This is a genomic window from Streptomyces sp. PsTaAH-124 (genome assembly GCF_000373685.1).
GTDB classification, from domain to species: Bacteria; Actinomycetota; Actinomycetes; order Streptomycetales; family Streptomycetaceae; genus Streptomyces; species Streptomyces andamanensis.
The window spans coordinates 48,283-74,715 of the sequence record NZ_KB892209.1 but is presented as its reverse complement, the minus strand read 5'-3'; the positions used below and the strand labels follow the sequence as shown (position 1 = coordinate 74,715).

24 protein-coding genes are annotated in these 26,433 nt (G+C 74.0%); 10 read left to right on the top strand and 14 right to left on the bottom strand.

Annotated elements, in window-relative coordinates:
* Positions 1–81: 81 nt before the first annotated feature.
* Positions 82–888, top strand: coding sequence for a polysaccharide deacetylase family protein (locus B086_RS0137510; RefSeq protein WP_026253187.1), 807 nt, complete (start codon positions 82–84; stop codon positions 886–888).
* On the opposite strand, the gene B086_RS41655 is transcribed toward B086_RS0137510, so the two are convergent.
* Positions 876–1,427 (bottom strand): GNAT family N-acetyltransferase, encoded by a 552-nt coding sequence (locus B086_RS41655; protein WP_018571582.1) that lies wholly within the window; start codon positions 1,425–1,427, stop codon positions 876–878. The two genes, B086_RS0137510 and B086_RS41655, sit on opposite strands and share 13 nt — an antisense overlap.
* Before the next feature lie 77 nt (positions 1,428–1,504).
* Between B086_RS41655 and B086_RS0137500 the strand changes: the two genes are divergently transcribed.
* Complete coding sequence (locus B086_RS0137500) at positions 1,505–1,945, top strand: SRPBCC family protein (RefSeq protein ID WP_018571581.1); 441 nt, start codon at positions 1,505–1,507, stop codon at positions 1,943–1,945.
* Between the two features lie 20 nt (positions 1,946–1,965).
* On the opposite strand, the gene B086_RS41650 is transcribed toward B086_RS0137500, so the two are convergent.
* The gene (locus B086_RS41650; RefSeq protein ID WP_018571580.1) at positions 1,966–2,862 is read right to left on the bottom strand and encodes a LysR family transcriptional regulator; all 897 of its coding nucleotides are present in this window, start codon (positions 2,860–2,862) and stop codon (positions 1,966–1,968) included.
* A gap of 71 nt (positions 2,863–2,933) precedes the next feature.
* Between B086_RS41650 and B086_RS0137490 the strand changes: the two genes are divergently transcribed.
* Both B086_RS0137490 and B086_RS44880 read left to right on the top strand, forming a co-directional pair.
* On the top strand, positions 2,934–3,206 hold the full coding sequence (locus B086_RS0137490) for a YciI family protein (RefSeq protein WP_018571579.1): 273 nt from the start codon (positions 2,934–2,936) through the stop codon (positions 3,204–3,206).
* 216 nt (positions 3,207–3,422) lie between these two features.
* Positions 3,423–3,575 (top strand): hypothetical protein, encoded by a 153-nt coding sequence (locus B086_RS44880; protein ID WP_018571578.1) that lies wholly within the window; start codon positions 3,423–3,425, stop codon positions 3,573–3,575.
* A gap of 52 nt (positions 3,576–3,627) precedes the next feature.
* On the opposite strand, the gene B086_RS0137480 is transcribed toward B086_RS44880, so the two are convergent.
* From B086_RS0137480 to B086_RS0137460, 5 genes are all read right to left on the bottom strand, one after another.
* The gene (locus B086_RS0137480; protein ID WP_018571577.1) at positions 3,628–4,779 is read right to left on the bottom strand and encodes an XdhC family protein; all 1,152 of its coding nucleotides are present in this window, start codon (positions 4,777–4,779) and stop codon (positions 3,628–3,630) included.
* A gap of 45 nt (positions 4,780–4,824) precedes the next feature.
* Entirely contained in the window at positions 4,825–6,291 is a 1,467-nt protein-coding gene (locus B086_RS0137475; protein WP_018571576.1) for an NCS2 family permease, read from the bottom strand.
* Between the two features lie 268 nt (positions 6,292–6,559).
* Positions 6,560–8,947: a xanthine dehydrogenase family protein molybdopterin-binding subunit gene (locus B086_RS0137470; protein ID WP_018571575.1), complete on the bottom strand. Its 2,388-nt coding sequence runs from the start codon at positions 8,945–8,947 to the stop codon at positions 6,560–6,562.
* A 1-nt stretch (position 8,948) separates the two neighbouring features.
* Positions 8,949–9,533: a (2Fe-2S)-binding protein gene (locus B086_RS0137465; protein WP_018571574.1), complete on the bottom strand. Its 585-nt coding sequence runs from the start codon at positions 9,531–9,533 to the stop codon at positions 8,949–8,951.
* Positions 9,533–10,423: an FAD binding domain-containing protein gene (locus tag B086_RS0137460; protein WP_018571573.1), complete on the bottom strand. Its 891-nt coding sequence runs from the start codon at positions 10,421–10,423 to the stop codon at positions 9,533–9,535. Before B086_RS0137460 ends, B086_RS0137465 begins: the two co-directional genes overlap by 1 nt.
* Before the next feature lie 347 nt (positions 10,424–10,770).
* Here B086_RS0137460 and B086_RS0137455 point away from each other — a divergent pair, with 347 nt between their 5' ends.
* On the top strand, positions 10,771–12,444 hold the full coding sequence (locus B086_RS0137455; RefSeq protein WP_018571572.1) for a PucR family transcriptional regulator: 1,674 nt from the start codon (positions 10,771–10,773) through the stop codon (positions 12,442–12,444).
* Positions 12,445–12,610: 166 nt separating this feature from the next.
* Positions 12,611–13,375 (top strand): hypothetical protein, encoded by a 765-nt coding sequence (locus B086_RS0137450; protein WP_037874612.1) that lies wholly within the window; start codon positions 12,611–12,613, stop codon positions 13,373–13,375.
* 114 nt (positions 13,376–13,489) lie between these two features.
* On the opposite strand, the gene B086_RS0137445 is transcribed toward B086_RS0137450, so the two are convergent.
* A complete protein-coding gene (locus B086_RS0137445) occupies positions 13,490–14,194 on the bottom strand; it encodes an FCD domain-containing protein (RefSeq protein ID WP_018571570.1) in 705 nt (234 codons plus the stop codon).
* Positions 14,195–14,388: 194 nt separating this feature from the next.
* Here B086_RS0137445 and B086_RS0137440 point away from each other — a divergent pair, with 194 nt between their 5' ends.
* Together B086_RS0137440 and B086_RS0137435 are read left to right on the top strand one after the other, a co-directional pair.
* Complete coding sequence (locus B086_RS0137440; protein WP_026253185.1) at positions 14,389–15,222, top strand: (2Fe-2S)-binding protein; 834 nt, start codon at positions 14,389–14,391, stop codon at positions 15,220–15,222.
* 326 nt (positions 15,223–15,548) lie between these two features.
* Positions 15,549–16,583, top strand: a complete 1,035-nt coding sequence (locus B086_RS0137435) for a DUF2637 domain-containing protein (RefSeq protein ID WP_018571568.1) — start codon at positions 15,549–15,551, stop codon at positions 16,581–16,583.
* Between the two features lie 169 nt (positions 16,584–16,752).
* Here B086_RS0137435 and B086_RS0137430 read toward each other — a convergent pair whose 3' ends face one another.
* The 3 genes from B086_RS0137430 to B086_RS0137420 all read right to left on the bottom strand — a co-directional run bounded on the left by B086_RS0137430 (position 16,753) and on the right by B086_RS0137420 (position 21,018).
* The gene (locus B086_RS0137430) at positions 16,753–17,217 is read right to left on the bottom strand and encodes an ATP-binding protein (RefSeq protein ID WP_018571567.1); all 465 of its coding nucleotides are present in this window, start codon (positions 17,215–17,217) and stop codon (positions 16,753–16,755) included.
* A 417-nt stretch (positions 17,218–17,634) separates the two neighbouring features.
* Positions 17,635–19,377 (bottom strand): pyruvate dehydrogenase, encoded by a 1,743-nt coding sequence (locus B086_RS0137425; RefSeq protein ID WP_018571566.1) that lies wholly within the window; start codon positions 19,375–19,377, stop codon positions 17,635–17,637.
* Positions 19,378–19,458: 81 nt separating this feature from the next.
* Complete coding sequence (locus B086_RS0137420) at positions 19,459–21,018, bottom strand: protein phosphatase 2C domain-containing protein (protein ID WP_026253184.1); 1,560 nt, start codon at positions 21,016–21,018, stop codon at positions 19,459–19,461.
* A 537-nt stretch (positions 21,019–21,555) separates the two neighbouring features.
* Between B086_RS0137420 and B086_RS0137415 the strand changes: the two genes are divergently transcribed.
* Both B086_RS0137415 and B086_RS0137410 read left to right on the top strand, forming a co-directional pair.
* Positions 21,556–22,548, top strand: a complete 993-nt coding sequence (locus B086_RS0137415; RefSeq protein WP_018571564.1) for a helix-turn-helix transcriptional regulator — start codon at positions 21,556–21,558, stop codon at positions 22,546–22,548.
* A gap of 114 nt (positions 22,549–22,662) precedes the next feature.
* Positions 22,663–23,043: a PPOX class F420-dependent oxidoreductase gene (locus B086_RS0137410; RefSeq protein ID WP_018571563.1), complete on the top strand. Its 381-nt coding sequence runs from the start codon at positions 22,663–22,665 to the stop codon at positions 23,041–23,043.
* Positions 23,044–23,075: 32 nt separating this feature from the next.
* Here B086_RS0137410 and B086_RS0137405 read toward each other — a convergent pair whose 3' ends face one another.
* The 3 genes from B086_RS0137405 to rsgA form a co-directional block, all read right to left on the bottom strand.
* The gene (locus B086_RS0137405) at positions 23,076–23,627 is read right to left on the bottom strand and encodes a methylated-DNA--[protein]-cysteine S-methyltransferase (protein ID WP_018571562.1); all 552 of its coding nucleotides are present in this window, start codon (positions 23,625–23,627) and stop codon (positions 23,076–23,078) included.
* Positions 23,624–25,021 (bottom strand): bifunctional transcriptional activator/DNA repair enzyme AdaA, encoded by a 1,398-nt coding sequence (locus B086_RS0137400; RefSeq protein WP_018571561.1) that lies wholly within the window; start codon positions 25,019–25,021, stop codon positions 23,624–23,626. Before B086_RS0137400 ends, B086_RS0137405 begins: the two co-directional genes overlap by 4 nt.
* 93 nt (positions 25,022–25,114) lie before the next feature.
* On the bottom strand, positions 25,115–26,269 hold the full coding sequence (gene rsgA / locus B086_RS0137395; protein ID WP_026253182.1) for a ribosome small subunit-dependent GTPase A: 1,155 nt from the start codon (positions 26,267–26,269) through the stop codon (positions 25,115–25,117).
* Positions 26,270–26,433: the final 164 nt, after the last annotated feature.

Here is a 26,433-nt window from a genome sequence, read left to right as displayed (position 1 = left end):
GACGCCCGGTCATGCGTACGGCGCTCAGCTATTCGACCCCGCTATACACTGCGTCTATAGCGCCTCTGTAAAGTCCCCGGCATGCCTTCCTTGACCAAGAAGACCAGCACGAACGGGAGAACCGCGCAATCGGGGACGAGGTTCCGCGCGATCGCCGCCCTGGCCGCCGCGGCCGGCCTGACCCTGGCGCTGAGCGGCTGCACCACCGTGGACGCCACCAGTCCGAGCACGGCCAGGACCCAGGCGGCGGCCGGCGCGCCGGGCCGGTTCGGCACCGTGGACTGCCGTCAGGCCAAGTGCATCGCCCTGACCTTCGACGCGGGCCCCAGCGAGAACTCCGCGCGGCTGCTCGACATCCTGAAGGAGAAGAAGGTGCCCGCCACCTTCTTCCTGCTCGGGGCGCGGCACATCGACACGTACCCGGAACTGGTCAAGCGGATGGCGGCCGAGGGCCACGAGGTGGCCAGCCACACCTGGGACCACAAGATCCTCACCGAGATATCCGAGGCCCAGATACGCGACGAGCTGAAGCGGCCCAACGACGCGATCGAGCGCCTCATCGGGCACAAGCCCACCCTGATGCGCCCGCCGCAGGGCCGGACCAACGACACCGTGCAGCGGATCTCCAAGGAGATGGGCATGTCGGAGGTCCTGTGGAGCGTGACCGCCAAGGACTACACGACGACCGACTCCGAGCTGATCAAGAAGCGGGTGCTGGACCAGTCGTCCCGTGACGGGATCATCCTGCTGCACGACATCTACAAGGGGACGGTGCCCGCCGTCCCCGGCATCATCGACGCGCTCAAGGAGCGCGGGTACGTGTTCGTCACCGTGCCCCAGCTCCTGGCCCCGGGCAAGCCGGTGCCGGGCAAGGTCTACCGGCCCTGACCGTCCGCCTCCGGGTTCGGGGACGCGTCGCGCGCCGGGCCCGGGGCCGCGTCGCGGGGGCCGAGCACGCGCAGGAACCGCAGCCCCGGCCGGCCGGTGATGCTCACCTCGCCCGTCACGGCGAAGCCGTTGCGGGCGAGCACGGCCCTGGACGCCGGATTGTCCAGCGTGGTGACCGCGGTGAGCTGCCGCAGCCCGTACGCGGCGGCGGCCAGTCGGCACACCTCCCGTACGGCGGCCGTCGCGACACCCCGGCCCGCGGCCCGCTCGCCGACGCGGTACCCCAGTTCGGCGCTTCCGTCGGCGACGTCGACGAGGTTCACCCGGCCGAGGATCGTGCCCTCGGTGTCCAGGACCAGATGGAAGTGGCAGGCACCGGCGTCCTGTTCGGCGAGCCGGGCCCGGTGCACCTCGGCGAACCCGGCGAAGTACGCGTCCCCGCGGTCCGAGATCGTGCGGGTGAACCACTGCCGGTTCTCCCGCTCGAAGGCGAGCAGCGCGTCGGCGTGGCCGGGGCGCAGCCGCTCCAGTGTCAGCATGGGCGCAGCATACGGCCGCCCGGGTGGCCCGGCCGCGGACAGGTGGCCGCGGGGCCACGGCTGTCTACGATCGTCTGGTGGTCACCTTCTGCCTGGAACGCACGCCGCCGCTGTCCCCGGGCGAGACCTGGCGGCGGCTCACCGAGTGGCCGCGGCACGGCGGCGCGGTCCCGCTGACCCGCGTCACCGTGCTCACCCCGGCGCCCACCGGTGCGGGCACCCGCTTCGTGGCCCGGACCGGCCTCGGCCCGCTGGGCTTCGACGACCCCATGGAGGTCACCCTCTGGCGCCCGCCCGCCGGTGGTGAGCCGGGCCTGTGCCGACTGGAGAAACGGGGCCGGGTGATCCTCGGCCGGGCCGAGATCGAGGTACGGCAGGACCCCGGCGGCCGTACGCGCGTGCGCTGGCGGGAGGAGCTGCGGGTGCGGTTCCTGCCCGCCCTCTTCGATCCGCTGCTGGACCGTGCGGCGCGGGCGGTGTTCGGCCGGGCGGTGGACGGGCTGCTGCGCCGCCCCTGAACGCGCCTGCCGTCCGGGGCCTACGGCCGCCCGTCCACCGTCTCCCCCCGCTCCGGCAGCGGCGCCCACGGTCCGCGGGCGGCGGTCGCCAGGAGCAGCCGCTCGCGGGGCGGTTCGGGGCCGACGGGGCGCCAGAGGAGGTCGGTGTCGGTGGCGGCACCGGCGCGGGTGCGCAGCGCGACCACGTCGTCGTGGCCGAGCAGCGCGTGCCGGAACAGACCGTGGCTGCCGGTGTCCTCGACGAGGAGGCCGGGGTGCCAGCCGTGCCGCGCGAGCCGCTCGCGGACGGCCGAGGCGTAGCCGGGGGCCCGCCGCCCGGGAAACCACAGCAGCCGCTGCCCCGCCAGATCGTCCCAGGTCAGCTCGGTGTGTCCGGCCAGCGGATGGCGGTGGCCCAGCAGCACGCCGAGGGGCTCGTCGGCGAGGGTGCGCAGTTCGAGGCCCGCCGTGTCGTCCACCGGTGCGCGCAGGATGCCGTAGGCCAGGGCTCCGGTGCGCAGCAGTTCGCCCTGGCGGGCGGAGTCGGCCTGTTCGTGGACCAGCCGCAGCGGCCGGGCACCGGTCAGGATCCGCTCGGCGCGGCGCAGCACCTCCCCCGGTACGCCCCGGCACAGGCCGAGCGCCGCGGTCACCGGGACGGCGCGGGCCGCGGCGACCGAGGAGCCCAGCGCGTCCAGCGCCCGGCGGACCCCGGTCAGCAGCAGCCGGCCCGCCTCGGTGAGCTCCATGCCCCGGGGCAGCCGCCGGAACAGCGGTGCGCCCACGCGCCGTTCGAGCTGCTTGATCTGCTGGCTCAGGCTGGGCTGGGCGATCCGCAGCCGCCGCGCGGCCTCCGTGACGGTGCCCGCCTCGGCGACGGCGGCGAAGTACCGCAGCGGGCGCAGCTCCAGTTCGGGGATCTCCTCCGGCGGACCCATAGGTTCCAGCCTATAGGTGCCTCGGTGACCGGTCCTGGTGCGGGGCGGCCCGGGTGCCCTTGAGTGGAGCCATGTACGTCATCGTGTTCCGATACCAGGCCCCGCTGGAGACCGTCGACTCCCTCAAGGAGGCGCACTACACCCACCCCGAGGGGGTGTTCGCACAGGGCCTGGCCCAGATCGCCGGGCCGCTGGAGCCGCGCCGGGGCGGGGTGGTCCTGGCCGAGGGCCCGCGCGCGGCGGTCGAGGCCGCCGTCGCCGCGGACCCGTTCGTCACCAGCGGCGCGGCCACCGCGGAGATCCTCTGCTTCCGGCCGACGTGGCGGCGCGACGGTTCCTCCTGACCGGATCGCGGGCGCGCACCGGGGGGCGCCCGCGATCCGCCGGTATCCGGCCAGATTTCTGACCGGAACCGGTACGGGGAAGTGGTGTAAGAGTCCGGGCTTCCGCCACTCTCGCGCGCGGAAGAGAGGTATGCCGCCGCGCCCCGCGGGAGCGGTCGCCGGACGCCACCGGATCGGCCCCGTTCCTCCTCCGGCCCGGTGTGCTGCACTGGTCTCATGACTCAGGTCCAGGAGCGCCGCAAGCGCGCACCGCAATTCGAACTCCGCTGCGGCGGGCTGCATGTGACCGTCCAGCGGTTCCCGCCGTGGCTGCTCACGCTGCTGACGGCGGCGACCGGTTCCGGCATCGCCTGGGTGGCCCATCGCTGAGGTCCCGCCGCGGGACGCGTGCGCGCCCCCTGGCCCGGCGGGGCCGCCCGGCCTAGGCGACCGAGCCGATGCGGGCCGGCGGCCGGGTCGCCGGGTCGTGGTGGATGGGGGTGTGCGCGCCGGTCAGCGAGACGCCGCTGCCGCCGCGGCGCCCGGCCACGATCTCGGCGGCGATGGACAGGGCGGTCTCCTCGGGGGTGCGGGCGCCCAGGTCCAGGCCGATGGGCGACCGGAGGCGGGCGAGTTCCAGTTCGCTCACGCCGACCTCGCGCAGGCGCGCGTTGCGGTCCAGGTGGGTGCGCCGGGAGCCCATGGCGCCGACGTAGGCGACCGGCAGCCGCAGGGCGAGTTCCAGCAGGGGTACGTCGAACTTGGCGTCGTGGGTGAGGACGCACAGCACGGTACGGCCGTCGACCTGGGTGTCCGCCAGGTAGCGGTGGGGCCACTCGACGACGATCTCGTCGGCCTCCGGGAAGCGGGCGCGGGTGGCGAAGACGGGGCGGGCGTCGCAGACGGTGACGCGGTAGCCGAGGAAGCGGCCGATCCGCACCAGCGCGGACGCGAAGTCGATCGCGCCGAAGACGATCATGCGGGGCGGCGGTACGGAGGACTCGACGAGGAGGGTGAGCGGGGAGCCGCAGCGCGATCCCCGCTCGCCGATCTCCACGGTGCCGGTGCGCCCGGCGTCGAGCAGGGCGGCGGTCTCTGCGGCCGCCGTGCGGTCCAGCTCGGGGTGGCCGCCGAAGCCGCCCTCGTGGGTGCCGTCCGGATGCACCAGCAGGGCGCGGCCCATCAGTTCGGCCGGTCCGGACACGATCCGGGCCAGGGCCGCCGCCCGGCCGCGGGCGGCGGCGGTCAGCGCGGCGGCGAGCACCGGACGGACCGGGTCGCCGGCCCGTACCGGTGTGACCAGGATGTCGATGACTCCGCCGCAGGTCAGGCCGACGGCGAAGGCGTCCTCGTCGCTGTAGCCGAACCGCTCCAGGACGCTCTCGCCGTCCTGGAGGGCCTGTCGGCACAGCTCGTAGACCGCGCCCTCCACACAGCCGCCGGAGACCGAGCCGATCGCGGTGCCTTCGGCGTCCACCGCGAGGGCGGCGCCGGGCTGGCGCGGGGCGCTGCCGCCGACGGCCACCACGGTGGCGACGGCGAAGTCACGGCCCTGCTCGACCCACCGGTCCAACTCCTCGGCGATGTCCAGCATCTGTCGTTCTCCTTACAGCGATCGGGTGGAGGGCGCGGGGCTCGGTCAGTGGACGCCGAGCCAGCCCTCGATCGGGTTGAGGGCGAAGTACACGAGGAAGACCGCCGTCAGGACCCACATGAAGGCCCCGATCTCCCGGGCCTTGCCCTGGGCGACCTTGATGACCGTGTACGAGACCACACCGGCGGCGACGCCGGGCGTGATGGAGTACGTGAACGGCATGATGACCACGGTCAGGAAGACCGGGATCGCGGTGGCGCGGTCGCCCCAGTCGACGTGCCGGGCGTTCATCATCATCATCGCGCCGATGACGACGAGGGCGGCGGAGGCGACCTCGGAGGGGACGATCGCGGTGATCGGGGTGAAGAAGAGGCAGGCCGCGAAGAAGAGGCCGGTGATCACCGAGGAGAAGCCCGTGCGGGCGCCCTCCCCCACGCCGGTGGCGGACTCGACGAAGACGGACTGTCCCGAGCCGCCCGCGACACCGCCGACCACGCCGCCGGCGCCGTCGATGAACAGCGCCTTGGACAGGCCGGGCATCCGGCCCTTGTCGTCGGCGAGGTTCGCCTCGGTACCGACGCCGATGATGGTGGCCATCGCGTCGAAGAAGCCGGCCAGGACCAGCGTGAAGACGATCACGGTGACCGTCATGACGCCGACGTCGCCCCAGCCGCTGAAGGACACGTGCCCGAAGAGCGAGAAGTCGGGCATGGACACCGGGCTGCCGTGGAGTTCGGGGGCGCCGTTCACCCACTGCTTGGCGTCGATGACGCCGGTCGCGTTCAGGACCGCCGCCACGGCGGTGCCGCCCACGATGCCGATGAGGATGGCGCCGGGGATGTTGCGGGCCTGGAGCGCGAAGATCAGCAGCAGGGTGGCGGCGAAGAGCAGCACCGGCCAGCCGGACAGCTCACCCCCGGGTCCGAGGACGACGGGGCCGCCGCCGGGCGACGGGTTGCGGCCGACGAAGCCGGCCTTCACCAGGCCGATGAAGGCGATGAACAGGCCGATGCCCATGGTGATGCCGTGTTTGAGCGGCAGCGGGATCGCGTTCATGATCATCTCGCGCAGGCCGGTGACGACCAGCAGCATGATGACCACGCCGTAGGCCACGCACATGCCCATGGCCTGCGGCCAGGTCATGTTCGGCGCCACCTGGGTGGAGATCACCCCGGACACCGAGAGCCCGGCGGCCAGGGCGAGCGGCACCTTGCCGACGAAGCCCATGAGCAGCGTGGTGAACGCCGCGCCGAGCGCCGTCGCGGTGATCAGGGCCTTCTGGCCCAGGGTGTCTCCGGCGACGTCCTTGCCGGAGAGGATGACAGGGTTGAGCAGCAGGATGTACGCCATCGCCATGAAGGTGGTGACGCCGCCGCGCACTTCACGCGCGATCGTGGAACCCCGCCGGGTGATGTGGAAGTACCGGTCGAGCCAGGACCGCCCTGCCGGGACGCGGCTGCCCGCGCCCGCGTCTTCGGCGGCGGTCCTCGGCTCCACAGACTGCTGGGTCATGGGGCCAACTCCCAAGGTTCATAGGTGCACCCGTGAAAGCCCTTCCTGGGCACGGGATTTGGGAATGGACGGCCCGGGGGACGGCCCGAGACGAACTGGTGCTGGTACTTCAAGGGCCGCGAGCGGAGCGGAACTCGAAGGGTGTGCGGGGGGAGTGCTCCGGGCGGCGCGGAAGTGTGACGTTCCGGTGCGCCGCCCGGAGGGTCTGCCGGTTCTCCGGTCCGGGCCGGCCGGAACCCGTGGGCCCGGCCGATCCCGTGCTGGAGTCCTACGCCCGGCCGGTCAGGTGCTCCGGACGGACGGGGGTGCGGGGGAGTTCGAGACCGGTCGCGTTCCGGATCGCCGCGAGGACGGCCGGGGTGGACGACAGGGTGGGGGCCTCGCCGATGCCGCGCAGCCCGTACGGGGCGTGCTCGTCGGCGAGTTCGAGCACATCGACCGGGATGGTCGGCGTGTCGAGGATGGTGGGGAGCAGATAGTCCGTGAAGGAGGGGTTGCGGACCTTCGCCGTCTTCGGGTCGACGATGATCTCCTCCATGATGGCGATGCCCAGGCCCTGGGTGGTGCCGCCCTGGATCTGCCCGATGACGGAGAGCGGGTTGAGCGCCTTGCCGACATCCTGTGCGCAGGCCAGTTCGACGACCTTGACCAGGCCGAGTTCGGTGTCGACCTCGACGACGGCGCGGTGCGCGGCGAAGGAGTACTGCACATGGCCGTTGCCCTGGCCGGTGCGCAGGTCGAAGGCTTCGGTGGGCCGGTGGCGCCACTCCGCCTCGATCTCCACGGCCTCGTCCTCCAGGACGTCGGCCAGACCGGCGAGGACCTCGCCGCCGTCGGTCACCACCTTGCCGCCCTCCAGCAGGAGTTCGGCGGTGGCCCAGGCGGGGTGGTAGGAGCCGAACTTGCGCCGGCCGATCTCCAGGACCCGTTCGCGCACCAGCTCGCAGGAGTTCTTGACGGCGCCGCCGGTGACGTACGTCTGCCGGGAGGCCGAGGTGGAGCCCGCCGAGCCGACCTGGGTGTCGGCCGGGTGGATGGTGACCTGGGTGACGCCCAGCTCGGTGCGGGCGATCTGGGCGTGCACGGTGACGCCGCCCTGGCCGACCTCCGCCATGGCCGTGTGCACGGTGGCGACGGCCTCGCCGCCCACCACCTCCATGCGCACCTTGGCCGTGGAGTAGTCGTCGAAGCCCTCGGAGAAGCCGACGTTCTTGATGCCGACCGCGTAGCCGACACCGCGGACGACGCCCTCGCCGTGCGTGGTGTTGGACAGTCCGCCGGGCAGCTGGCGCACGTCGGCGCCCTCGCTGGACTCCCACTGCCGCTCGGGCGGCAGCGGCATCGCCTTGACGCGGCGCAGGAGTTCGGCGACCGGGGCCGGGGAGTCGACCGGCTGCCCGGTCGGCATGAGCGTCCCCTGCTCCATGGCGTTGAGCCGGCGGAACTCCACCCGGTCCATGCCCACCTTGTCGGCGAGCTTGTCCATCTGCGCCTCGTAGGCGAAGCACGCCTGGACCGCGCCGAAGCCGCGCATGGCGCCGCAGGGCGGGTTGTTGGAATAGAGGGCGATGGCCTCGATGTCCACGTCGTCGATGACGTACGGTCCCGCCGCCAGCGAGGAGGCATTGCCGACGACCGCCGGGGAGGCGGAGGCGTAGGCGCCGCCGTCCAGCACGATCCGGCACTTCATGTGGGTGAGCTTGCCGTCCTTGGTGGCGCCGTGCTCGTAGTGCAGCCGGGCCGGGTGGCGGTGGACGTGCCCGAAGAAGGACTCGAACCGGTTGTAGACGATCTTGACGGGCTTGCCGGTGCGCAGCGCCAGCAGGCAGGCGTGGATCTGCATCGACAGGTCCTCGCGCCCGCCGAAGGCGCCGCCGACACCGGCCAGGGTCATGCGGACCTTGTCCTCGGGCAGGCCGAGGACGGGCGCGATCTGGCGCAGGTCGGAGTGGAGCCACTGGGTGGCGACGTAGAGGTGGACGCCGCCGTCCTCCTCGGGCACCGCGAGCCCGGACTCCGGGCCGAGGAACGCCTGGTCCTGCATGCCGAAGTAGTAGTCGCCCTCGACGATGAAGTCGGCCTTCTTCGCGGCCTCGTCGGCGTCGCCGCGCACGATCGGCTGGCGGTGCACGATGTTGGGGTGCGGGACGTGGCCGATGTGGTGGTCGTCGCGCATCTCGTGGATGAGGACGGCGTCCGGCGCGGTCGCGGAGGCCTCGTCGGTGATGACGGGCAGCTCCTTGTACTCCACCTTGATCTTGGCGGCGGCGCGCCGCGCGGTCTCGGGGTGGTCGGCGGCCACGATGGCGACCGGCTCGCCGTGGTGGCGCACCTTGCCGTGGGCGAGCACCGGGGTGTCCTGGATCTCCAGGCCGTAGTGCTTCATCTCGGCGGGCAGGTCGTCGTAGGTCAGCACGGCGTACACGCCGGACAGGGCGAGCGCCTCGGAGATGTCGATGGAGACGATCTCGGCGTGCGCGACGGTGGAGCGCAGGATCTGGCCCCAGAGCATGTCCTCGTGCCACATGTCGGACGAGTACGCGAACTCGCCGGTGACCTTGAGGATGCCGTCGGGCCGGAGCGTGGACTCGCCGACACCGCCCTTGGTGCGGTAGCCCTGGGTGAGTGTGGTGGGAGCACCGTTGGCCGTGGTCATGTCAGACCCCCTCGGACTGGCGGGCGGCCGCCAGGCGCACCGCGTCCATGATCTTCTCGTAGCCCGTGCAGCGGCACAGGTTGCCCGACAGCGCCTCGCGGATGTCCGCGTCGGTCGGGTTGGCGTTGCGTTCGAGCATCTCGTCGGCGGCGACCAGCAGGCCCGGCGTGCAGAAGCCGCACTGGACGGCGCCCGCGTCGATGAACGCCTGCTGCACCGGGGACAGTTCGGTGCCCTCGCCGGTCTGCGAGTCGGTGCCCTGGGCGCGCCAGCCCTTGGCCTCGTCCAGCGAGGTGCCGCAGGCGCCGCTCGCGCAGCCGGCGCCCTCGGCGCGCTGCCGGGCGAAGTCGGCCAGGCCCTCGACGGTCACGACCTCGCGGCCCTGCACCTGTCCGGCCGCGACCAGGCAGGAGCAGACCGGCACGCCGTCCAGGCGCACCGTGCACGAGCCGCACTCGCCCTGCTCGCAGGCGTTCTTGGAGCCGGGCAGGCCCAGGCGCTCGCGCAGCACGTAGAGCAGGGACTCGCCCTCCCAGACGTCGTCGGCCTCCTGCGGGCGTCCGTTGACGGTGAAGTTGACGCGCATCACGCAGCTCCCTCGGTGGCGCGGCGGGTGCCGCGGTACGACTCCCAGGTCCAGGTGAGTGTCCGGCGGGCCATCACGCCGACCGCGTGGCGGCGGTAGCTCGCGGTGCCCCGGACGTCGTCGATCGGGTTGCAGGCGGCGGAGCACAGCTCGGCGAACTGCTTGGCCACCGACGGCGTGATGATCTTCCCGTTGTCCCAGAAGCCGCCCTCCTCCAGGGCAGCGGCCAGGAACTCCTCGGCGGCGGCGGCGCGCACCGGGGTGGGGGCGGCCGAGCCGATGCCGGTGCGGACGGTGCGGGTCTCGGGGTGCAGGGCGATGCCGAAGGCGCAGACCGCGATGACCATGGCGTTGCGGGTGCCGACCTTGGAGTACTGCTGCGGGCCGTCCGCCTTCTTGATGTGCACGGCGCGGATCAGCTCGTCCGGCGCGAGGGCGTTGCGCTTGACGCCGGTGTAGAACTCGTCGATCGGGATACGGCGGGTGCCGCGCACCGACTCGGCCTCGACCTCGGCGCCCGCGGCGAGCAGGGCGGGGTGGGCGTCACCGGCGGGAGAGGCCGTGCCGAGGTTGCCGCCGACGCCGCCGCGGTTGCGGATCTGCGGGGAGGCCACCGTGTGCGAGGCGAGCGCCAGGCCGGGCAGCTCGGCACGGAGAGCGTCCATGATGCTGGTGTAGGGCACCGAGGCGCCCAGCCGCACGCTGTCCTCGCCGACCTCCCACTCGTAGAGGTCTCCGATGCGGTTGAGGTCGAGGAGGTACTCGGGCCGGCGGTGGTCGAAGTTGATCTCGACCATCACGTCGGTGCCGCCCGCGATCGGTACAGCGGTGGGGTGCTCGGCCTTCGCGGCGAGCGCCTCCTCCCAGCTGGCGGGGCGAAGGAAGTCCATGACCGGCTCTCTTCTTCGTCTCGGAAGGTCGTACAGATTGAGCCAATCCGTGTGCGGCGGGCCAGGCTCGTTCATGTGCTGTTCACGTGGAGTGGAGTCAGTACACAACCGAGTACTCCGGCGGGGTCAGTCACCGAAACCATGAAGGGTTTGGCTGGCCGCGGGATGCATCTTGTAGATTCGTATGAACGAAGGCCGTCACCCGCATCTTCGTTTCCCCCGGGAAACAGAGGTCACGGCCCGGCGGGGCCCCACCAGCGGCCCAGTCGCCGGCCAGCCATCGGGCGGACCCCGCGCCCACAAGATCCATCATAGATTTCGAGACAAGAGAACGGCGGCGACGAGACATGCGGCTGCGCGCACTGCTGGACACCGACGCGCTGGGCCTGAAACTGCTCGGCGGCGAGGAGGAGCTGGACCGCACCGTCCGCGGTGTGATGACCACCGACCTGCGCGACCCGAGCCGCTACCTCGCCGGCGGCGAGCTGGTGCTGACGGGCCTGGCCTGGCGCCGGGACGCCGCCGACGCCGAGCCGTTCGTCCGCACGCTGGTGCAGGCCCAGGTCGCCGCGCTGGCCGCGGGCGAGGCCGAGCTGGGCGAGGTGCCCGAGGACCTGGTGCTGGCCTGCGCCCGGCACCGGCTGCCGCTGTTCGCGGTGCACGAGTCGGTGGCGTTCGCGACGATCACCGAGCACGTGGTGCGGCAGGTCTCCGGCGAGCGGGCGGGCGACCTCGCGGCCGTGGTGGACCGGCACCGCCGGATGATGACCGCGGGACCGGCGGGCGGCGGCCCGGACGTGGTCCTGGACCTGCTCGGCTCCGACCTGGACCTGCGGGCCTGGCTGCTCTCCCCCGCCGGACGGCTGATCGCCGGGCCCAGGCTGGGCGGGCCCGCGCTGCCCCCGCAGACCTGCCGGACGCTGGCCGCCGAGCAGCTGGCGGCCGCCCGCACCGGACGGCGCGGACCGCACCGGGTCACGCTGGAGGGCACGACGTACTCGCTGTTCCCGATCCGCGGCGGCGGGCGCTCCCCGCAGGCCGGGCGGGACGTGCGCGAGACGGTGCTGTCGGACTGGCTGCTGGCCGTCGAGGCGGACGCCGGTGACTGGGCCGAGGAGCGGCTCGACCTGCTCCAGGGCGTCACCCAGCTGATCGCGGTCGAGCGGGACCGGCGGGACGCGGCGCGCACGGTGCGCAGACGGCTCGCGCAGGAGGTGCTTGAGCTGGTGCAGAGCGGCGCGCCGCCCGCCGAGATCGCGGCGCGGCTGCGGGTGGCCGCGCCGGTGCTGCTGCCCGGCCTCGGCTCGGCCCCGCACTGGCAGGTGGTGGTGGCCCGCGTCGAGTGGGACGGCCGCGGCGAGGAGAGCGGCCCCATCGCCCAGTCGCTGCTGGAGGAGATCCTGGTCGACCCGCACAGCACCGGCCCCGAGCCGTCCGACCGGATAGCCGTCGCGCACAGCGGCGGCGAGGCCATCGCCCTGGTGCCGCTCCCGGCCGTCCCCGCCGAGCAGGAGGGCCCGGGGGCCGGGATCCTCGCCGACGCGCTGCTGCGCTCCGTACGGGACCCACTGGCCGCCGGTCTGGACGACGACGGGCGGCTCACCCTCGGCGTCAGCGCGGCCGTGCACTCCGCCGAAGGGCTGCGCGGCGCCCTGGAGGAGGCCCGGCACGCCCGCCGGGTCGCGGCGGCCCGCCCCGGCCGGGTCTGCGCGGCCGGGCACCAGGAGCTGGCCTCGCACGTGCTGCTGCTGCCGTTCGTCCCGGACGACGTGCGCCGCGCCTTCACCGCGCGGCTGCTGGACCCGCTGCGCGACTACGACCGCAGGCACCGCGCGGAGCTGATCCCGACCCTGGAGGCGTTCCTCGACTGCGACGGCTCCTGGACGCGCTGCGCGACCCGGCTCCACCTGCACGTCAACACGCTGCGCTACCGGGTGGGGAGGATCGAGCAGTTGACGGGTCGTGACCTGTCGCGCCTGGAGGACAAGCTGGACTTCTTCCTGGCCCTGCGCATGAGCTGAGGCCGGCGCGCGGGCGGCCGTCGGCGGCGCGTACCGGCCACCGTCCCACGACTTTGTGAAATCCTTCACCCGCCCCCTTGGCCGGGCCGCCGGATCCATGCTGAGATGCGGCCACCACTCAAGGCTCGAAGGCGTGCTCGGGGAGGGCAACGTGGCGCATACCGCCATGTCTGGTAACGGAACGACCGCTGGTGACGATCCACTCCAGACCGCGGTATGGCGGCTGCGCTCACGCGCGTGCTGGGCCGACGCGGCCGCGCTGCTGCCGGTGGGCACCGCCGCCGCCGCGCTCCAGCGCACCGTGCTGCTGGTGGAGCGCTGCCTGTACACCGAGGCGGGCTGGGAGGAGGCCGAGGACGCGCTGCGCACCGCGGAGGCGCTGGCCCACTCCGACGAGGAGCGCGGCGCCGCCGCTTGTGAACGCGGGTACTTGGCCTACTCCGCGACGCTGCACGGCGTGCGGGACCGGGCCGACGAGGCGCGCTCGGCGCTCGGCCGGGCCGCCGCGCTGATCGAGCCGGGCGGGGCGGGGCGGGCGCTGCTGGACTTCCGGCGCGGGCTGATCGCGGAGAACCTGACCCGCTCCGCGCAGGCCGCGCGCGCCGCCTACCGGCGCGCCCACGCGGGCGCCACCGCCCGTCCCGACCCGCTGCTGCTCTCCTTCACCTGGCGCCATCTGGCCGGACTCGCCCTGCGCGAGGGCGAGTTGGCCGAGGCCCGGCACGGGTTCGCCGAGTCCCTGCGGATCCGCGAGGAACTGGGCTACCTGGTCGGCACCGCCCCCGCCCTGGTCTCCCTGGCCGACACCGAGGAGGAACCCGAGGCGTCCCGGCTGCGCGAGGAGGCCCGCCGGCTGTTCCGCCTGCTGGGCGGCGTGCCCACCTGGCTGTCCCGGCAGCTCGCCCCGCCACCGGGCGCGGCCACGGCCTGATTCCCGGGGTCACGGCCCTGGTCCCCGGGGGCCGCGGCCTGATCCGGCGGGCGCGGGCCCGTCCGGCGGGCGCGGGCCGCCCGGCCAGCGCCGGTCGGCGCGGGTCCGCGCCGGTCAGCCCGGAGCGGCGAAGTGGGCGTCCACCAGGGCGCGCACCGTGGCGCTGTCGCGGGCGATCAGGGCGTCCAGCAGGGCGCCGTGCTCGGCGGCGTCGGCGATCAGGCCGGCGCGGGCGGTGCGCGCGCGGGCGCCGGGCGGCGGCCACTGGGCCCGCCGGTGCAGGTCGGCGGCGACACGGACGAGCTGGTCGTTGCCGGACAGGGCCAGTACCGCGCCGTGGAAGGCGCGGTCGGCCTCGGCGTAGGCGGCCGGGCCGCCCGAGGACGCGGCCCGGACGGTGGCCTCGGCCAGCGGGCGCAGCCCGGCCCAGCGCCCGGCGGGCACGGTGCCGGCCAGCCGGAGCAGCACGGGCACCTCGACCAGGGCCCGCACCTCGGCCAGCTCGGCGGCCTCGCGTGCGTCGCGCTCCACGACACGGAAGCCGCGGTTGGGCACGACCTCGACGGCGCCCTCCAGTGTGAGCTGCTGCATCGCCTCGCGCACCGGGGTCGCCGACACCCCGAGCCGTTCGCCGAGCGCGGGCGCCGAGTACAGCCCGCCGGGGCGCAGCTCCCCCGTCACCAGGGCCGTGCGCAGCGCGTCGAGGACCTGCCCGCGCACGGAGGCACGCCGCACCTCCCGGGGCGCCGGTACGGCCGGTGCCGCCGGTGCCGTGCGCGAGATCCCCGCCCCGGCGGGGGCCGGTATGCCCTGTTCCACGGTCTCCTCCGGGTCCGCTCGTCCGTCCCGCCCTGACATGAGGCCATTTGACGCCATTCAGGGCGACGAGTTGTCACTCGTCCGTCAAGGCACCTTAGGCGCAAGGGGCCGAGGGTTCACATTCCGGAGAAGTTGAGTAAGGTAAGGCTTACCTCTCACCCAGCAGCCCTTCGAACGCTGATCGGCGGTCCCGCATGCCTGCGCACCCTTCGGCCGTGGCGGACGCCTACGCCCGCCTCACCGAGGCCCTGCCCCACTTCACGGTCGTGGAGACCGGACCGGCGGGCGAGGCCCCGGCCGGGGGCGCCTGGGTGTCGGCCGCGGCCCTCGCGGCGGGCGGCGACGCCCTGGACGCGTATCTGGCCTGGGACGACGCACAGGTCCTGCGGGACTACGGCGCCCCGGCCCGCCCGGACGTGGTGGCGAGCTTCGGACTGCACCGGTACGCCTGGCCGGCCTGCCTGCTGTTCACCATCCCGTGGTTCCTGCACCGCCGCGTGCCGTACCTGCCCCCGGAGCGCGTCTGGTACGACCGCACCGCCGGCCGCATGGCCGTACGCCCCGGCTCCTTCGCCTGCCTGCCGGACGACCCGGCGGCAGCCCTGCCCGGCGCCCGCGTGGTGCCCGACGAGGACGCCCTGCGGGCCGAGGTGCGGGCGGCCGTCGCCGAGCACCTGGAACCGGTGTTCGCCGGATTCGGGCCGCGCACGCGGCGGCGCGGCCGGGCCATGTGGGGCATGGCGACCGACGAGGTCGTCGAGGGCCTGCACTACGTCGCCCAGTTGCTCGGCGAGCAGGAGCGGGCCCGGCGGGAGCTGGAGCTGCTGCTGCCCGGCACCACCCGCCCCTTCGTCGGCTCGACGGCCTTCCGCGAGCCGGCCGCCCCCGGCGACACGGCCTCGCCCGCCCGGGACCGGGTCAGCTGCTGCATGTTCTACACCGTGCGCCCCGAGGAGATCTGCGCCGGCTGCCCGCGCACCTGCGGCACGGCCCGGACCCCCGAACTCGCCGCCACCGCGGCCGCTTGAGCCTTCTGACGTGCCGTCAGGCGGTACGGAGCACCACCCCGCGTCCCGTAAGATCATCCGCGAACAGGGCACCTTTGCGGGCACCGCGGTCACGGGAGATTCACGATTTCCCCACCCGGCACGGGAACTTTCCGCGGAACCATCCGTACGGGTAGTCTTATTCGAACTCAACTCCCGCCCCTCATGCGGCAGTTCGAGCAGAACGCCGTCCTCGGGCAGCCCCTTGCACCCCCTTGGCGGTCTCTTGCCCCGAAACCCCCTGAGGGCCGGTGGGATTGGGACACTATGGCGGGCGTTACGCCCTATCCCCATGCAAGGGACCCCAGATGAGACTGACCGACATATCGCTGAACTGGCTGCTTCCGGGCGCCGTACTGCTCCTGGGCGTGCTGGCGGCGGTGGCGGTGCTCGCGCGCGGCAAGCGGTCCGAAGGGAAGACGAACACGGACGACTCGTGGGAGCGCAGCGAGGAGCGCCGCAGGCGCAAGGAGGCCGTCTACGGCACCGCCTCCTACGTCCTGCTGTTCTGCTGCGCGGCCGTCGCCGCGGCCCTCTCCTTCCACGGCCTGGTCGGCTTCGGCGAGCAGAACCTCGGCCTGACCGAAGGCTGGCAGTACCTGGTGCCGTTCGGCCTGGACGGCGCCGCGATGTTCTGCTCCGTGCTCGCGGTGCGCGAGGCCAGCCACGGTGACGCGGCGCTCGGCTCCCGGCTGCTGGTGTGGCTCTTCGCCGCTGCCGCCGCCTGGTTCAACTGGGTGCACGCGCCCCGGGGCGTCGACCACGCGGGCGCGCCCCAGTTCTTCGCCGGCATGTCGCTGTCCGCGGCGGTCCTCTTCGACCGCGCGCTGAAGCAGACCCGCCGGGCCGCCCTGCGCGAGCAGGGGCTGGTCCCGCGGCCGCTGCCGCAGATCCGTATCGTCCGCTGGCTGCGGGCCCCCCGGGAGACCTACCGCGCCTGGTCGCTGATGCTCCTGGAGAACGTGCGCAGCCTGGACGAGGCGGTCGAGGAGGTCCGCGAGGACGCCCGGCAGAAGGAGGAGAACCGGCGGCTGCGGCGCGAGCACGACCGGGTGGAGCGCGCCCAGCTCAAGGCGATCAGCCGGGGCCACCGCGGCTTTCCCGGCCGGGGCGGCCGGCAGGGCGAGGCACAGGCCCTGGAGCGCGGCTCCTCCCAGGCCGTCACGGAGCCTGCCATAGCGGCGGAACCGCTTCCGGTGCGCGCCCGGCCCTCGCTCCAGCCCGTCCGCAAGGGCGGTGACGCCATCACCGTCGACCTCACCGCGGAGGACGACACACAGGCGCTGCCGCGTCTGGACTCGCTGGAGCGCAAGCTCAAGGACCTTGAGCAGCAGTTCGGCTGACGGGTCGTACGGTCGCTGACGGGCCGTGGAGGAAGGGGGCGCGGACCACGGGGTCCGGGCCCCCTCCCCGTTGTCGGGGTCGTCGGCGTGGTCGGGGTCGTCGGTGCCCGCGCCGCGCCGCCGTCCGGCTCCCGGCGCCCGGCTCCCGTCTCCCGGCGCCCGTCCCGGGTCAGGCGGCCCGCGCGCCCAGCTCGAACCAGACGGACTTGCCGACCTCGTGCGGGCACACGCCCCAGTCGTCCGCGAGGGACTCGACCAGCACCAGCCCCCTGCCGTTGGTGTCCTCGGCGGCGACCGGCACCCGTGGCCGCGGTCCCCGGGCCACGAAGTCCCGTACCTCCACGCGCAGTCCGTCCGGGGACACGGTGGCCGTCAGGATCGCGTCGTCGTCGGTGTGCACCAGCGCGTTGGTCACCAGTTCGCTGGTGAGCAGCTCGGCGACCTCCGACCGCTCCGGCGGCCCCCAGCGGTGCAGCAGCTCGCGCAGCGCCCGTCTGGCCTCGGGCACCGCCCGCAGATCCGCCCGGCCCAGCCGTCGTCTCAGCTGCGACGCCGCCGCCCGGTCGACCGCACGGTCCGCCTCTCCGAATCCCTCGTCCCCCGCCGTCCTCACCGGGGAGGCCCCCGCCGTCATGGGCCCGCCCCCTCGTGCCTGACTCGTCATCTCCCCCGCCCGCGTGCCGATGTCGGTTCCCCTCCAGCTCGAACACGTTCACGGGAATCCATGCCCCGTGAGGTTCGGGCCAGTCATGTCGAATCGTCAACGACCGTGTGTTCGGCCATGTCCGGGCACTCCGGACACCGTCCCCCAGGGGTGTTCCGGACCGCCCTGCCATGGACCCGGGGCACGGCAGGTGCCCCGCCGGACGCACCCGGGATGCCCGGCCGCCCGGCCCGTGGTTCCCGGGCCGGGCCGCCACCGCTCGCGCCCGGCCGTTTCCGGCCACGCGCGGGCCCGTACGGGCACTTATGGTCGCTCAGGTGTACGACAGCCGGGCGGCCCCATCGCGGCCGGAACTTGGCCGGAGTACGACGCTCTCCACGGGCGCTCTCAGGGCCGCGGCACGTTGCGCAGGTTCGACCGGGCCATCTGGAGCATCCGCCCGACCCCGCCGTCGAGCACGATCTTGGACGCCGACAGGGCGAAGCCGGACACCATCTCGGCGCTGATCTTCGGCGGGATGGACAGGGCATTGGGGTCGGTGACGACATCCACCAGCGCGGGACCCTTGTGCTTGAACGCGTCCTTCAGGGCGCCCGCCAGCTCTTTGGGCTTCTCCACCCGGACACCGTGCGCGCCGCAGGCACGGGCCACGGCGGCGAAGTCCGGGTTCTTGTTGGTGGTGCCGTACGAGGGCAGGCCCGCGACCAGCATCTCCAGCTCCACCATGCCGAGCGAGGAGTTGTTGAACAGCACCACCTTCACCGGCAGGTCGTACTGGACCAGGGTCAGGAAGTCGCCCATCAGCATCGCGAAGCCGCCGTCCCCGGACAGCGAGACCACCTGCCGGTTCCGGTCGGTGAACTGGGCGCCGATCGCCATCGGCAGCGCGTTCGCCATGGACCCGTGCGAGAAGGAGCCGATGATCCGGCGGCGCCCGTTGGGCGAGAGATAGCGGGCGCCCCACACGTTGCACATGCCGGTGTCGATGGTGAACACGGCGTCGTCGGCGGCGAGGTCGTCCAGTACCGCGGCCACGTACTCGGGATGGATCGGGACGTGCTTGTCGACCTTGCGCGTGTACGCCTTGACGACCCCCTCCAGCGCGTCCGTGTGCTTCTTGAGCATCCGGTCGAGGAACCGCCGGTTCGTCTTCTCCCGCACCCGGGGGATCAGACAGCGCAGCGTCTCCTTCACATCGCCCCACACGGCCAGGTCGAGCTTGGAGCGCCGGCCGAGCACCTCGGGCCGCACGTCGACCTGCGCGATCTGCACGTCGTCGGGCAGGAACGCGTTGTACGGGAAGTCCGTGCCGAGCAGGATCAGCAGGTCGCACTCGTGGGTGGCCTCGTAGGCGGCGCCGTAGCCGAGCAGCCCGCTCATCCCGACGTCGTACGGATTGTCGTACTGGATCCACTCCTTGCCGCGCAGCGCGTGCCCCACCGGTGACTTGACCTTCCCGGCGAACTCCATCACCTCGGCGTGCGCGCCCGCCGTGCCGCTGCCGCAGAACAGGGTGACCTTGTCGGCCGCGTCGATCATCCGGACCAGCCGGTCGATCTCCGCGTCGCCGGGCCGGACGGTGGGCCGCGAGGTCACGATGGCGGTCTCGGCGGCCTTCTCGGGCGCCGGCTCGGCCGCGATGTCGCCGGGCAGCGTGACGACGCTGACCCCGCTGCGGCCCACCGCGTGCTGGATGGCGGTGTCCAGCAGCCGGGGCATCTGCTTGGCGCTGGAGATCAGCTCGCTGTAGTGGCTGCACTCCTGGAACAGCCGGTCGGGATGCGTCTCCTGGAAGTAGCCGAGGCCGATCTCGCTGGAGGGGATGTGCGAGGCGAGGGCGAGCACCGGGGCCATGGAGCGGTGGGCGTCGTACAGGCCGTTGATGAGGTGCAGGTTGCCGGGGCCGCAGGAACCGGCGCAGGCCGTCAGCTTCCCGGTGATCTGCGCCTCGGCACCGGCCGCGAACGCGGCGGTCTCCTCGTGGCGTACATGGATCCAGTCGATGGCGGAGTTGCGCCGGACCGCGTCGACGACCGGGTTGAGACTGTCCCCGACGACGCCGTACAGGCGTTTGACACCGGCACGGACGAGGATGTCGACGAACTGCTCTGCGACGTTCTGCTTGGCCATGCTCCCGGTACCCTTCGGTCTCCGGCCGACTGCCGCCGACCACTGCGGACTCCTGGGTCCATGAATTCACAGCCCCGCCGCTCACGCCTCCCAGATGGCGGCCGCGCTGCGGTCGTCCGCGTAGCCCTTGACCCGCACCTGGGCGTCCGCGAGGAACGCGGCGAGACCCGGCACGGCGGGACCGGCCCACCGCCGGGCGAGATACGCGCCCGCCTCCGCCTCGCCGCGCAGCGGCTCGGCCAGGCCGCCGGTGCACATCAGGAGGGTGTCACCCGGCCGGGCTACCCAGGCGTGGAAGCGGAAGGGCTCCGCGTGGGGCGGCCGGGACTCCTCGGCGTGCGCGGACCGCGGGTCCTGCGGGGCCGGGACGCCGAGGTCCGGGGTGAACGGGCCGCCGGGCGGGGCGCTCTGCCCGGACGCCTCCGAGGGCACGGACGGCTCGGGCGGCGCGGACGGCTGCGACGGGTGCGGGGGCTGCGGCCGCCGGTGCGGGCCCGGCTGTCCGGACGGGTCCGGTTCGTCGGTGACACCGGGTTCGATGTCCTGCCAGGCGCCGTCCCGCAGCCGGAAGAGGCCTCCCTCGCCCACCCCGAAGAAGACCCGTGTCCGGCAGTGCGGATCGGCGGGCAGCAGCAGACAGCGCAGCGTGGCCGTGTACTCCTCCGGGGCCAGGCCCTGCTCCACCGCTCCGGCGCGGAGTCTGCCCAGGCTGCGGTCGGTGAGCCGCTGGAGACCGGACTTCAGCTCACCGCGCCGGGCCGCCCGGATGTCCTCGGCCAGCCGGACGTGACTGCGGCCGACCGCCCGCGCGATCCACCGGCACACCTCGGCCGCCGCGCGGTGCGCGCCCGGTCTCGCGCGCACGCCGGTGGCCATCGCGACGAGGATCAGCGCCTGCTCGCCCGCGCCGAAGCGCGCGGTGAGCAGCGCGTCCCGGCGCGGCTCGCCCCGGTAGCGCGGCGAGTCGCCGCGGACCGAGACGGCGCGCAGCGTGCAGGCGCCGTACCGGGCGCCGTCCACCACCGTGTCCGGGACCAGGTCGTCGAGCGCGTCGGGGTCGGCGGCCGGGAGCGCGGTGGGCTCGGCGTCGTAGGTCGGCGGCCCGGACCCCACATGGGCGACGACGACCGGGCCGGGGCCCGGCGGCCCGGCGGGGGCGGCGGGACCTGCGGGTGGGGGCGGGGACGCGGCCTGTGGGGCCTCCCAGGGGGCCCGCTGCCACCAGGAGGCCGGGCCGGGCTCCTGGGCGGCCGGGCCGGGCTCCGGTCCGGCGGGTGCCGCGGCGGGGCGCGGGGCCGCCGCCGGGGATCCGGTGACGGCGCCACCGCCGGATGCCGTCAGGCGCATGGTCGGCGGACCGTCCGCGAGCAGGTCCAGGTACAGGTCTGATTCCGGGTCCGGGTCCGGGCCTGATTCCGGTTCCGGGTCCGGAACCGGGTCTGGCTCCGGGTTTGGTTCCGGATCTGACTCCAGGTCCAGGTCCGGGCCCGCGGCCCGGTCCAGCGCCCCGGACGCCGAGGCGAAACGGTCGTCCAGGGAATCGGCCGCGGCCGTGGGACCCGTGTCCGCGGTGGAGTCGTCGTACAACTGCCGCCACCAGTCGTCCTCATGACCGGTGGGCCTTCCCCCCTGCTGGCTCATGCCCCCGATTGTTCACCGCGCGGGCCGGGGGAAAACGGGGCATCGGGAAAATCCGGCCCCGGCGGACGGCCGGAACGGCCTGCCGGGCTACGTACCGAACTCATGTATGGAAACTGCCGCCGGGCGGTCCCACCCCCCACGGGAGAACCGCCCGGCGACGTCTGGTGGACCCGGATCCGGGTCGGGTTCCGGACGGCCGGAACCCGGCCGTCCAAGAGGTCCGCGGCCGCCGGTCGCGACGGCCGGACCGAGCCGTACGCGAGCCGCGCGCCGGTGTGCGCGCTGAGGCGTGCGCCGGAGTGACCGACCGTGTCCCCGCAGGCCACCCGCGTGGGCCACCCCGGCGAGGCCGGCTGACGAGCCGCCGTCACCGGCTCCTCGGTGGTGCCACCTTGTCAGGATGACCGGGGCTACGGCGATGATGTCGGGCGGCGGGTTTGCGCCGTGGCTGTTTCCCGCCACCGCGGCACGCCGCCGGTCGACGGCGGATGACCGGCGACAGGACCCGAAGAGCCTGAAGAGGAGGAACCGCAGCTGATGCTGGCAGCGATAGGGCTGGACGAGAGGCACGAGTCGGCGTACCGGGCGCTGGTGGCCGTGGGCGCCGCCGATGTGCCCGACCTCGCCCGGCGGCTGATGCTCGGCGAGCACGACACCGAGCGTGCCCTGCGCCGTCTGGAGCGGCACGGGCTCGCGGCCCAGTCCTCGGCCCGGCCGGGCCGCTGGGTCGCCGCCCCGCCCGGGGTGGCGCTCGGCGCCCTGCTCACCCAGCAGCGGCACGAGCTGGAGAAGGCGGAGCTGGCCGCCGCGCTGCTCGCCGAGGAGTACCGCGCGGCGGCGGCCGAGCCGTCGGTGCACGATCTGATCGAGGTGGTCACCGGCGCCTCCGCGGTCGCCCAGCGCTTCCTCCAGCTGCAACTGGGCGCGGCCGACGAGGTGTGCGCCCTGGTCACCGGCAATCCGATGGTCGTCTCCGGGATGGAGAACGACGCCGAGGAGCAGGCGGCGGGCCGCGGTGTGCGCTACCGGGTGGTGGTCGAGCGCGCGGTGCTCGACCTGCCGCACGGCATCACGGAGCTGACCGCCGCGCTGGGCCGCGACGAACGGGTGCGGGTCGTCGACGAGGTGCCGACCAAACTGGTCGTCGCGGACCGGGCGCTGGCCATGGTGCCGCTCACCTCCCGGATGGCGGAGCCCGCCGCGCTCGTCGTGCACTCCAGCGGTCTGCTGGAGCTGCTGTCGGGGCTGTTCGAGTCGGTGTGGCGGGGCGCGCTGCCGCTGCGCCTCGGCGCGTCCGGTGTCGTCGAGCAGGGCCCGCACGCCCCGGACGCCACCGACCTCCAGGTGCTGTCCCTGCTCCTGGCGGGGCTGACGGACGCGAGCGTCGCCAAACAGCTCGACCTGGGTCTGCGGACGGTGCAGCGGCGGGTGAAGCGGCTGATGGAGCTGACCGGCGTGAGCACCCGGCTGCAACTGGGCTGGCACGCCTACGAACGCGGCTGGGTGGCCCGGGAGCCGCACGACATGTGACCCGGCGGCGGACGGCCCGTACGGCGGGCGGACCGACCGGGCCACCCGCCGTACACCGTGCGCACCGGGGAGGCCGCGGTGCACCGGCCGCCGCCGGGGTGCTTGGCTGCTGCCATGACCGAATTCACCGAGGCGGAGCGCGCCTATCTGAGGACCCAGCGGCTGGGGCGGCTGGCCACCGTCGATCCGCGGGGCCAGCCGCAGGCCAACCCCGTCGGCTTCTTCCCGCAGGACGACGGCACCATCCTGATCGGCGGCCAGGCGATGGGCCGGACGAAGAAGTGGCGCAATCTGCGGCAGAACCCCAAGGTCGCCCTGGTCGTCGACGACATCGTCAGCCTCGACCCCTGGCAGGTGCGCGGCGTGGACATCCGCGGCGAGGCCGAACTCCTCACCGGCCCGCACACCCTGGGGCCGCGGTTCAGCGAGGAGGTGATCCGTGTCCATCCGCGGTGGATCCACAGCTGGGGGCTGGACGACGGCCGGGACGGCTGACCCCGGGGCCCGGCCCGCGGCGGCGGTACGCCCTACGGCAGCGGTACGCCCTCCAGCGCGAGCAGCCGCACCTTGCGGTCCAGTCCGCCGGCGTACCCGGTGAGCGTGCCGTCGGCGCCGATCACCCGGTGGCAGGGGCGCACCACGAGCAGCGGATTGGCGCCGATGGCGCCGCCGACGGCGCGCACGGCCGCCCGGGAGGCCCCGATCCGCGCGGCGATCTCGCCGTACGTCGTGGTCGTGCCGTACGGGACGGCGTCCAGCGCGGCCCACACCCGCTCCCGGAACGCGGTGCCCTCGCTGCGCCGCGGCAGGGCGAACTCCCTGAGCTCACCGGCGAAGTAGGCCCGCAGCTGCTCCTCGGCCGCCCGGAACGGACCGGCGTCGTGCCGCCACCCGTCCCGCACGGTGCGTCCGCCCTTCTGGCCGGGCACGGACAGGGAGGTGAGGACGCCGTCCGCGTCGGCGGTCAGGAGCAGTTGTCCGAGCGGGCTGTCGCAGCGCGTCCAGTAGGTCGCTCCCGCCTCGGCGAGGGGGGCGCCGGGGGTCTCGATGACGATCTCCGTGGTGGTCACGGTGGTCATGGTGTCTCCAAGTCGTCTGCCACCCGCAGGTGGAGCAGTGCGTACGAGCGCCAGGGGCGCCAGTGGTCGGGGGCCGGTGCGCCGGGCGGGGCCACGTCGGGGTCGCCGAGGGCGCGGGTGCGGACGGCGGCGGCCGTGGCGGCGTCCAGGCCGGGCACGGCGAGCAGCGCCCGGTGCGCCTCGTCCCGGTCGGCGCCGGGATCCAGCCGCACCGCGCCGTCGGCGAGGGCGGCGGCCAGCGCGCCGAGGGTGCCCCCGGGCTCGGCGCCCGCGAGCACGGCGGGTTCGGGGAACAGATGGGTCAGCGTGCCGCAGGGCGCGTCGAGCGCCTTGCCGTAGCGCCGCACCAGTTCCCCGGCCGCCTCCGGTCCCGTCAGTGCCCGCAGCGCCGTCTCGTCGGGGTCGGCGGAACCCGGCGACCGCAGTCCCGGCCTGGCCGCGACCAGCGGGGCCAGCCGGGGGTCGGCGCCGAGCCGTTCGTCGACGGCGTACGGATCGGCGTCGAGGTCGAACAGCCGCCGCAGCCGCTGCACGGCCGTCGTCAGGTCGCGCGGGTCGGTCAGATGCAGCCGGGCCTCCAGCCAGCCGCCCGGGTGGGCGCCCGAGGCGGTGCGCGGTCCGCCGCGGCGCTCGTCGACGGCGACGATCCCGGTGCCGTGGGGCAGCCGCAGGGTCCGCCGGTACGTTCGCCCGCCCGCCCGGCCGCTCATCTCCTCGACGCCGGGCACGGCCTCGCGGCTCAGCAGGTCGAAGACGGGTTCGGCCTGGTAGGGGCCGCGGTGGGCGAGCCGCAGCGGTATCCCGGCGGTCGGCGCGGCCGCCCGCCGGTGCCTGGTGCGGGGCGCGGCGGCCCGCAGCTCGCTCGGGGTCGCGGCGTAGACCTCCCGGATCGTGTCGTTGAACTGCCGCACGCTGGCGAACCCGGCCGCGAAAGCGATCTCGGTCACCGGCAGACCGGTGGTCTGGAGCAGCACGCGCGCGGTGTGCGCGCGCTGCGCGCGGGCGAGGGCGACCGGCCCGGCGCCCACCTCGGCGGTGAGCTGGCGCTGCACCTGCCGTGCGCTGTAGCCGAGCCGGGCGGCGAGCCCGCCCACGCCCTCGCGGTCGATCACGCCGTCGCCGATCAGCCGCATGGCCCGGCCGACCACGTCGGCCCGTACATTCCACGCGGCCGAGCCGGGCACCGCGTCCGGCCGGCACCGCCGGCAGGCGCGGAAGCCCGCGCCCTGGGCGGCGGCGGCCGTGGCGTAGTAGCGCACATTGCGCTGTTTCGGGGTCACGGCCGGGCAGCTGGGACGGCAGTAGATCCCGGTCGTCTCGACGGCGAAGAAGAACTCTCCGTCGAACCGGCCGTCCCGGCTGCGGACCGCCTCGTACCTGGTGTCCTCGTCCATCACACCGTCCAGTGTCCGCCCCCGGGCCGCCCTCGGCTGGCGGGAATCGGACACGGGCTTCGCGGCCGCTGACGGAACCCTGCCGTGGCCCCGCTATCCCCAGCGCCCGCGCTTGGCCTCCATGGCGGCCCGGCCCTCCGCCCCCTTGCGCTTCCAGTCGCGGCGGATCTCCGCCCGCAGCCGCGCGTCGGTCTTGGCGACGATCCGCTGGTTCTCGCGCATCAGCTTGCGGTAGCTCTCCAGCCGCCGCTGGGGCAGTTCCCCCGAGTCGATGGCGGCCAGCACCGCGCAGCCCGGCTCGCCGAGATGGGCGCAGTCCTGGAACCGGCACCCCCCGGCCAGCTCCTCGATCTCGGCGAAGACCTGTCCGACACCGCTCTCGGCGTCCCACAGGCCGACCCCGCGCAGCCCCGGCGTGTCGATCAGTACGCCGCCGCCGGGCAGGGCGAGCAGATTGCGGGTGGTCGTGGTGTGCCGGCCCTTGCCGTCGACGTCCCGGGCGGCCTGCACCTCCATCACCTCCTCGCCCAGCAGCGCGTTGGCGAGGGTCGACTTGCCCGCCCCGGACTGCCCCAGCAGCACGGACGTGCCCCCGCTGACGGCGGCGAGGAGCGCGTCGAGCCCGTCCCCCGCCATCGAGCTGACCGCCAGCACCGGCACACCGGGCGCCGCCGTCTCGACGTCCTGGACGAGGTACGACAGCGCCACCGGGTCGGGCACCAGGTCCGCCTTGGTCAGCACGACCAGCGGCTGCGCGCCCGACTCCCAGGCCAGCGCGAGGAACCGCTCGATCCGGCCGAGGTCCACCTCGACGGCCAGTGACACGGCGACGATCGCGTGGTCCACGTTGGCGGCGAGGATCTGCCCCTCGGACCGCTTGGAGGAGGTGGAGCGCAGGAACGCGGTCCGGCGCGGCAGGTACGCACGGACGTAGCGCGGACTGCCGCCGGGTTCGACGGCGACCCAGTCACCGGTGCACACGACCCGCATCGGATCGTGCGGCGTCACGAACGCGGTGTCCGCGCGCAGCACACCGCCCGCGGTGACCACGTCGCACTGCCCGCGGTCGACCCGCACCACCCGCCCGGCGAGCAGCCCCTGCTCACCGTACGGGCCGAACTCCGCCGCCCAGCCCTCGTCCCAGCCGTAGCGGACGAGCGCCGCCTCTCCCGCGGAGGAAGAAGACGCGGAGGAAGAAGACGCGGAGGAAGAACTGGCGGAAGAAGAAGCAGAAGAATGGAGAGACAAGGGGAACCCTTCACAGGGCGGCCCCGGCCTCGCGCGGATGCGCGCGAGGAGAAAGGTCAGCCGGAGACCGCGGAGATGCAGTGGATGCTCTGGTGGTTGCGGGCAGCGCCCATCACGGAGACAGCCATGGGTCACACCTCCTGGTATCGGTCCGGTCGACAGGG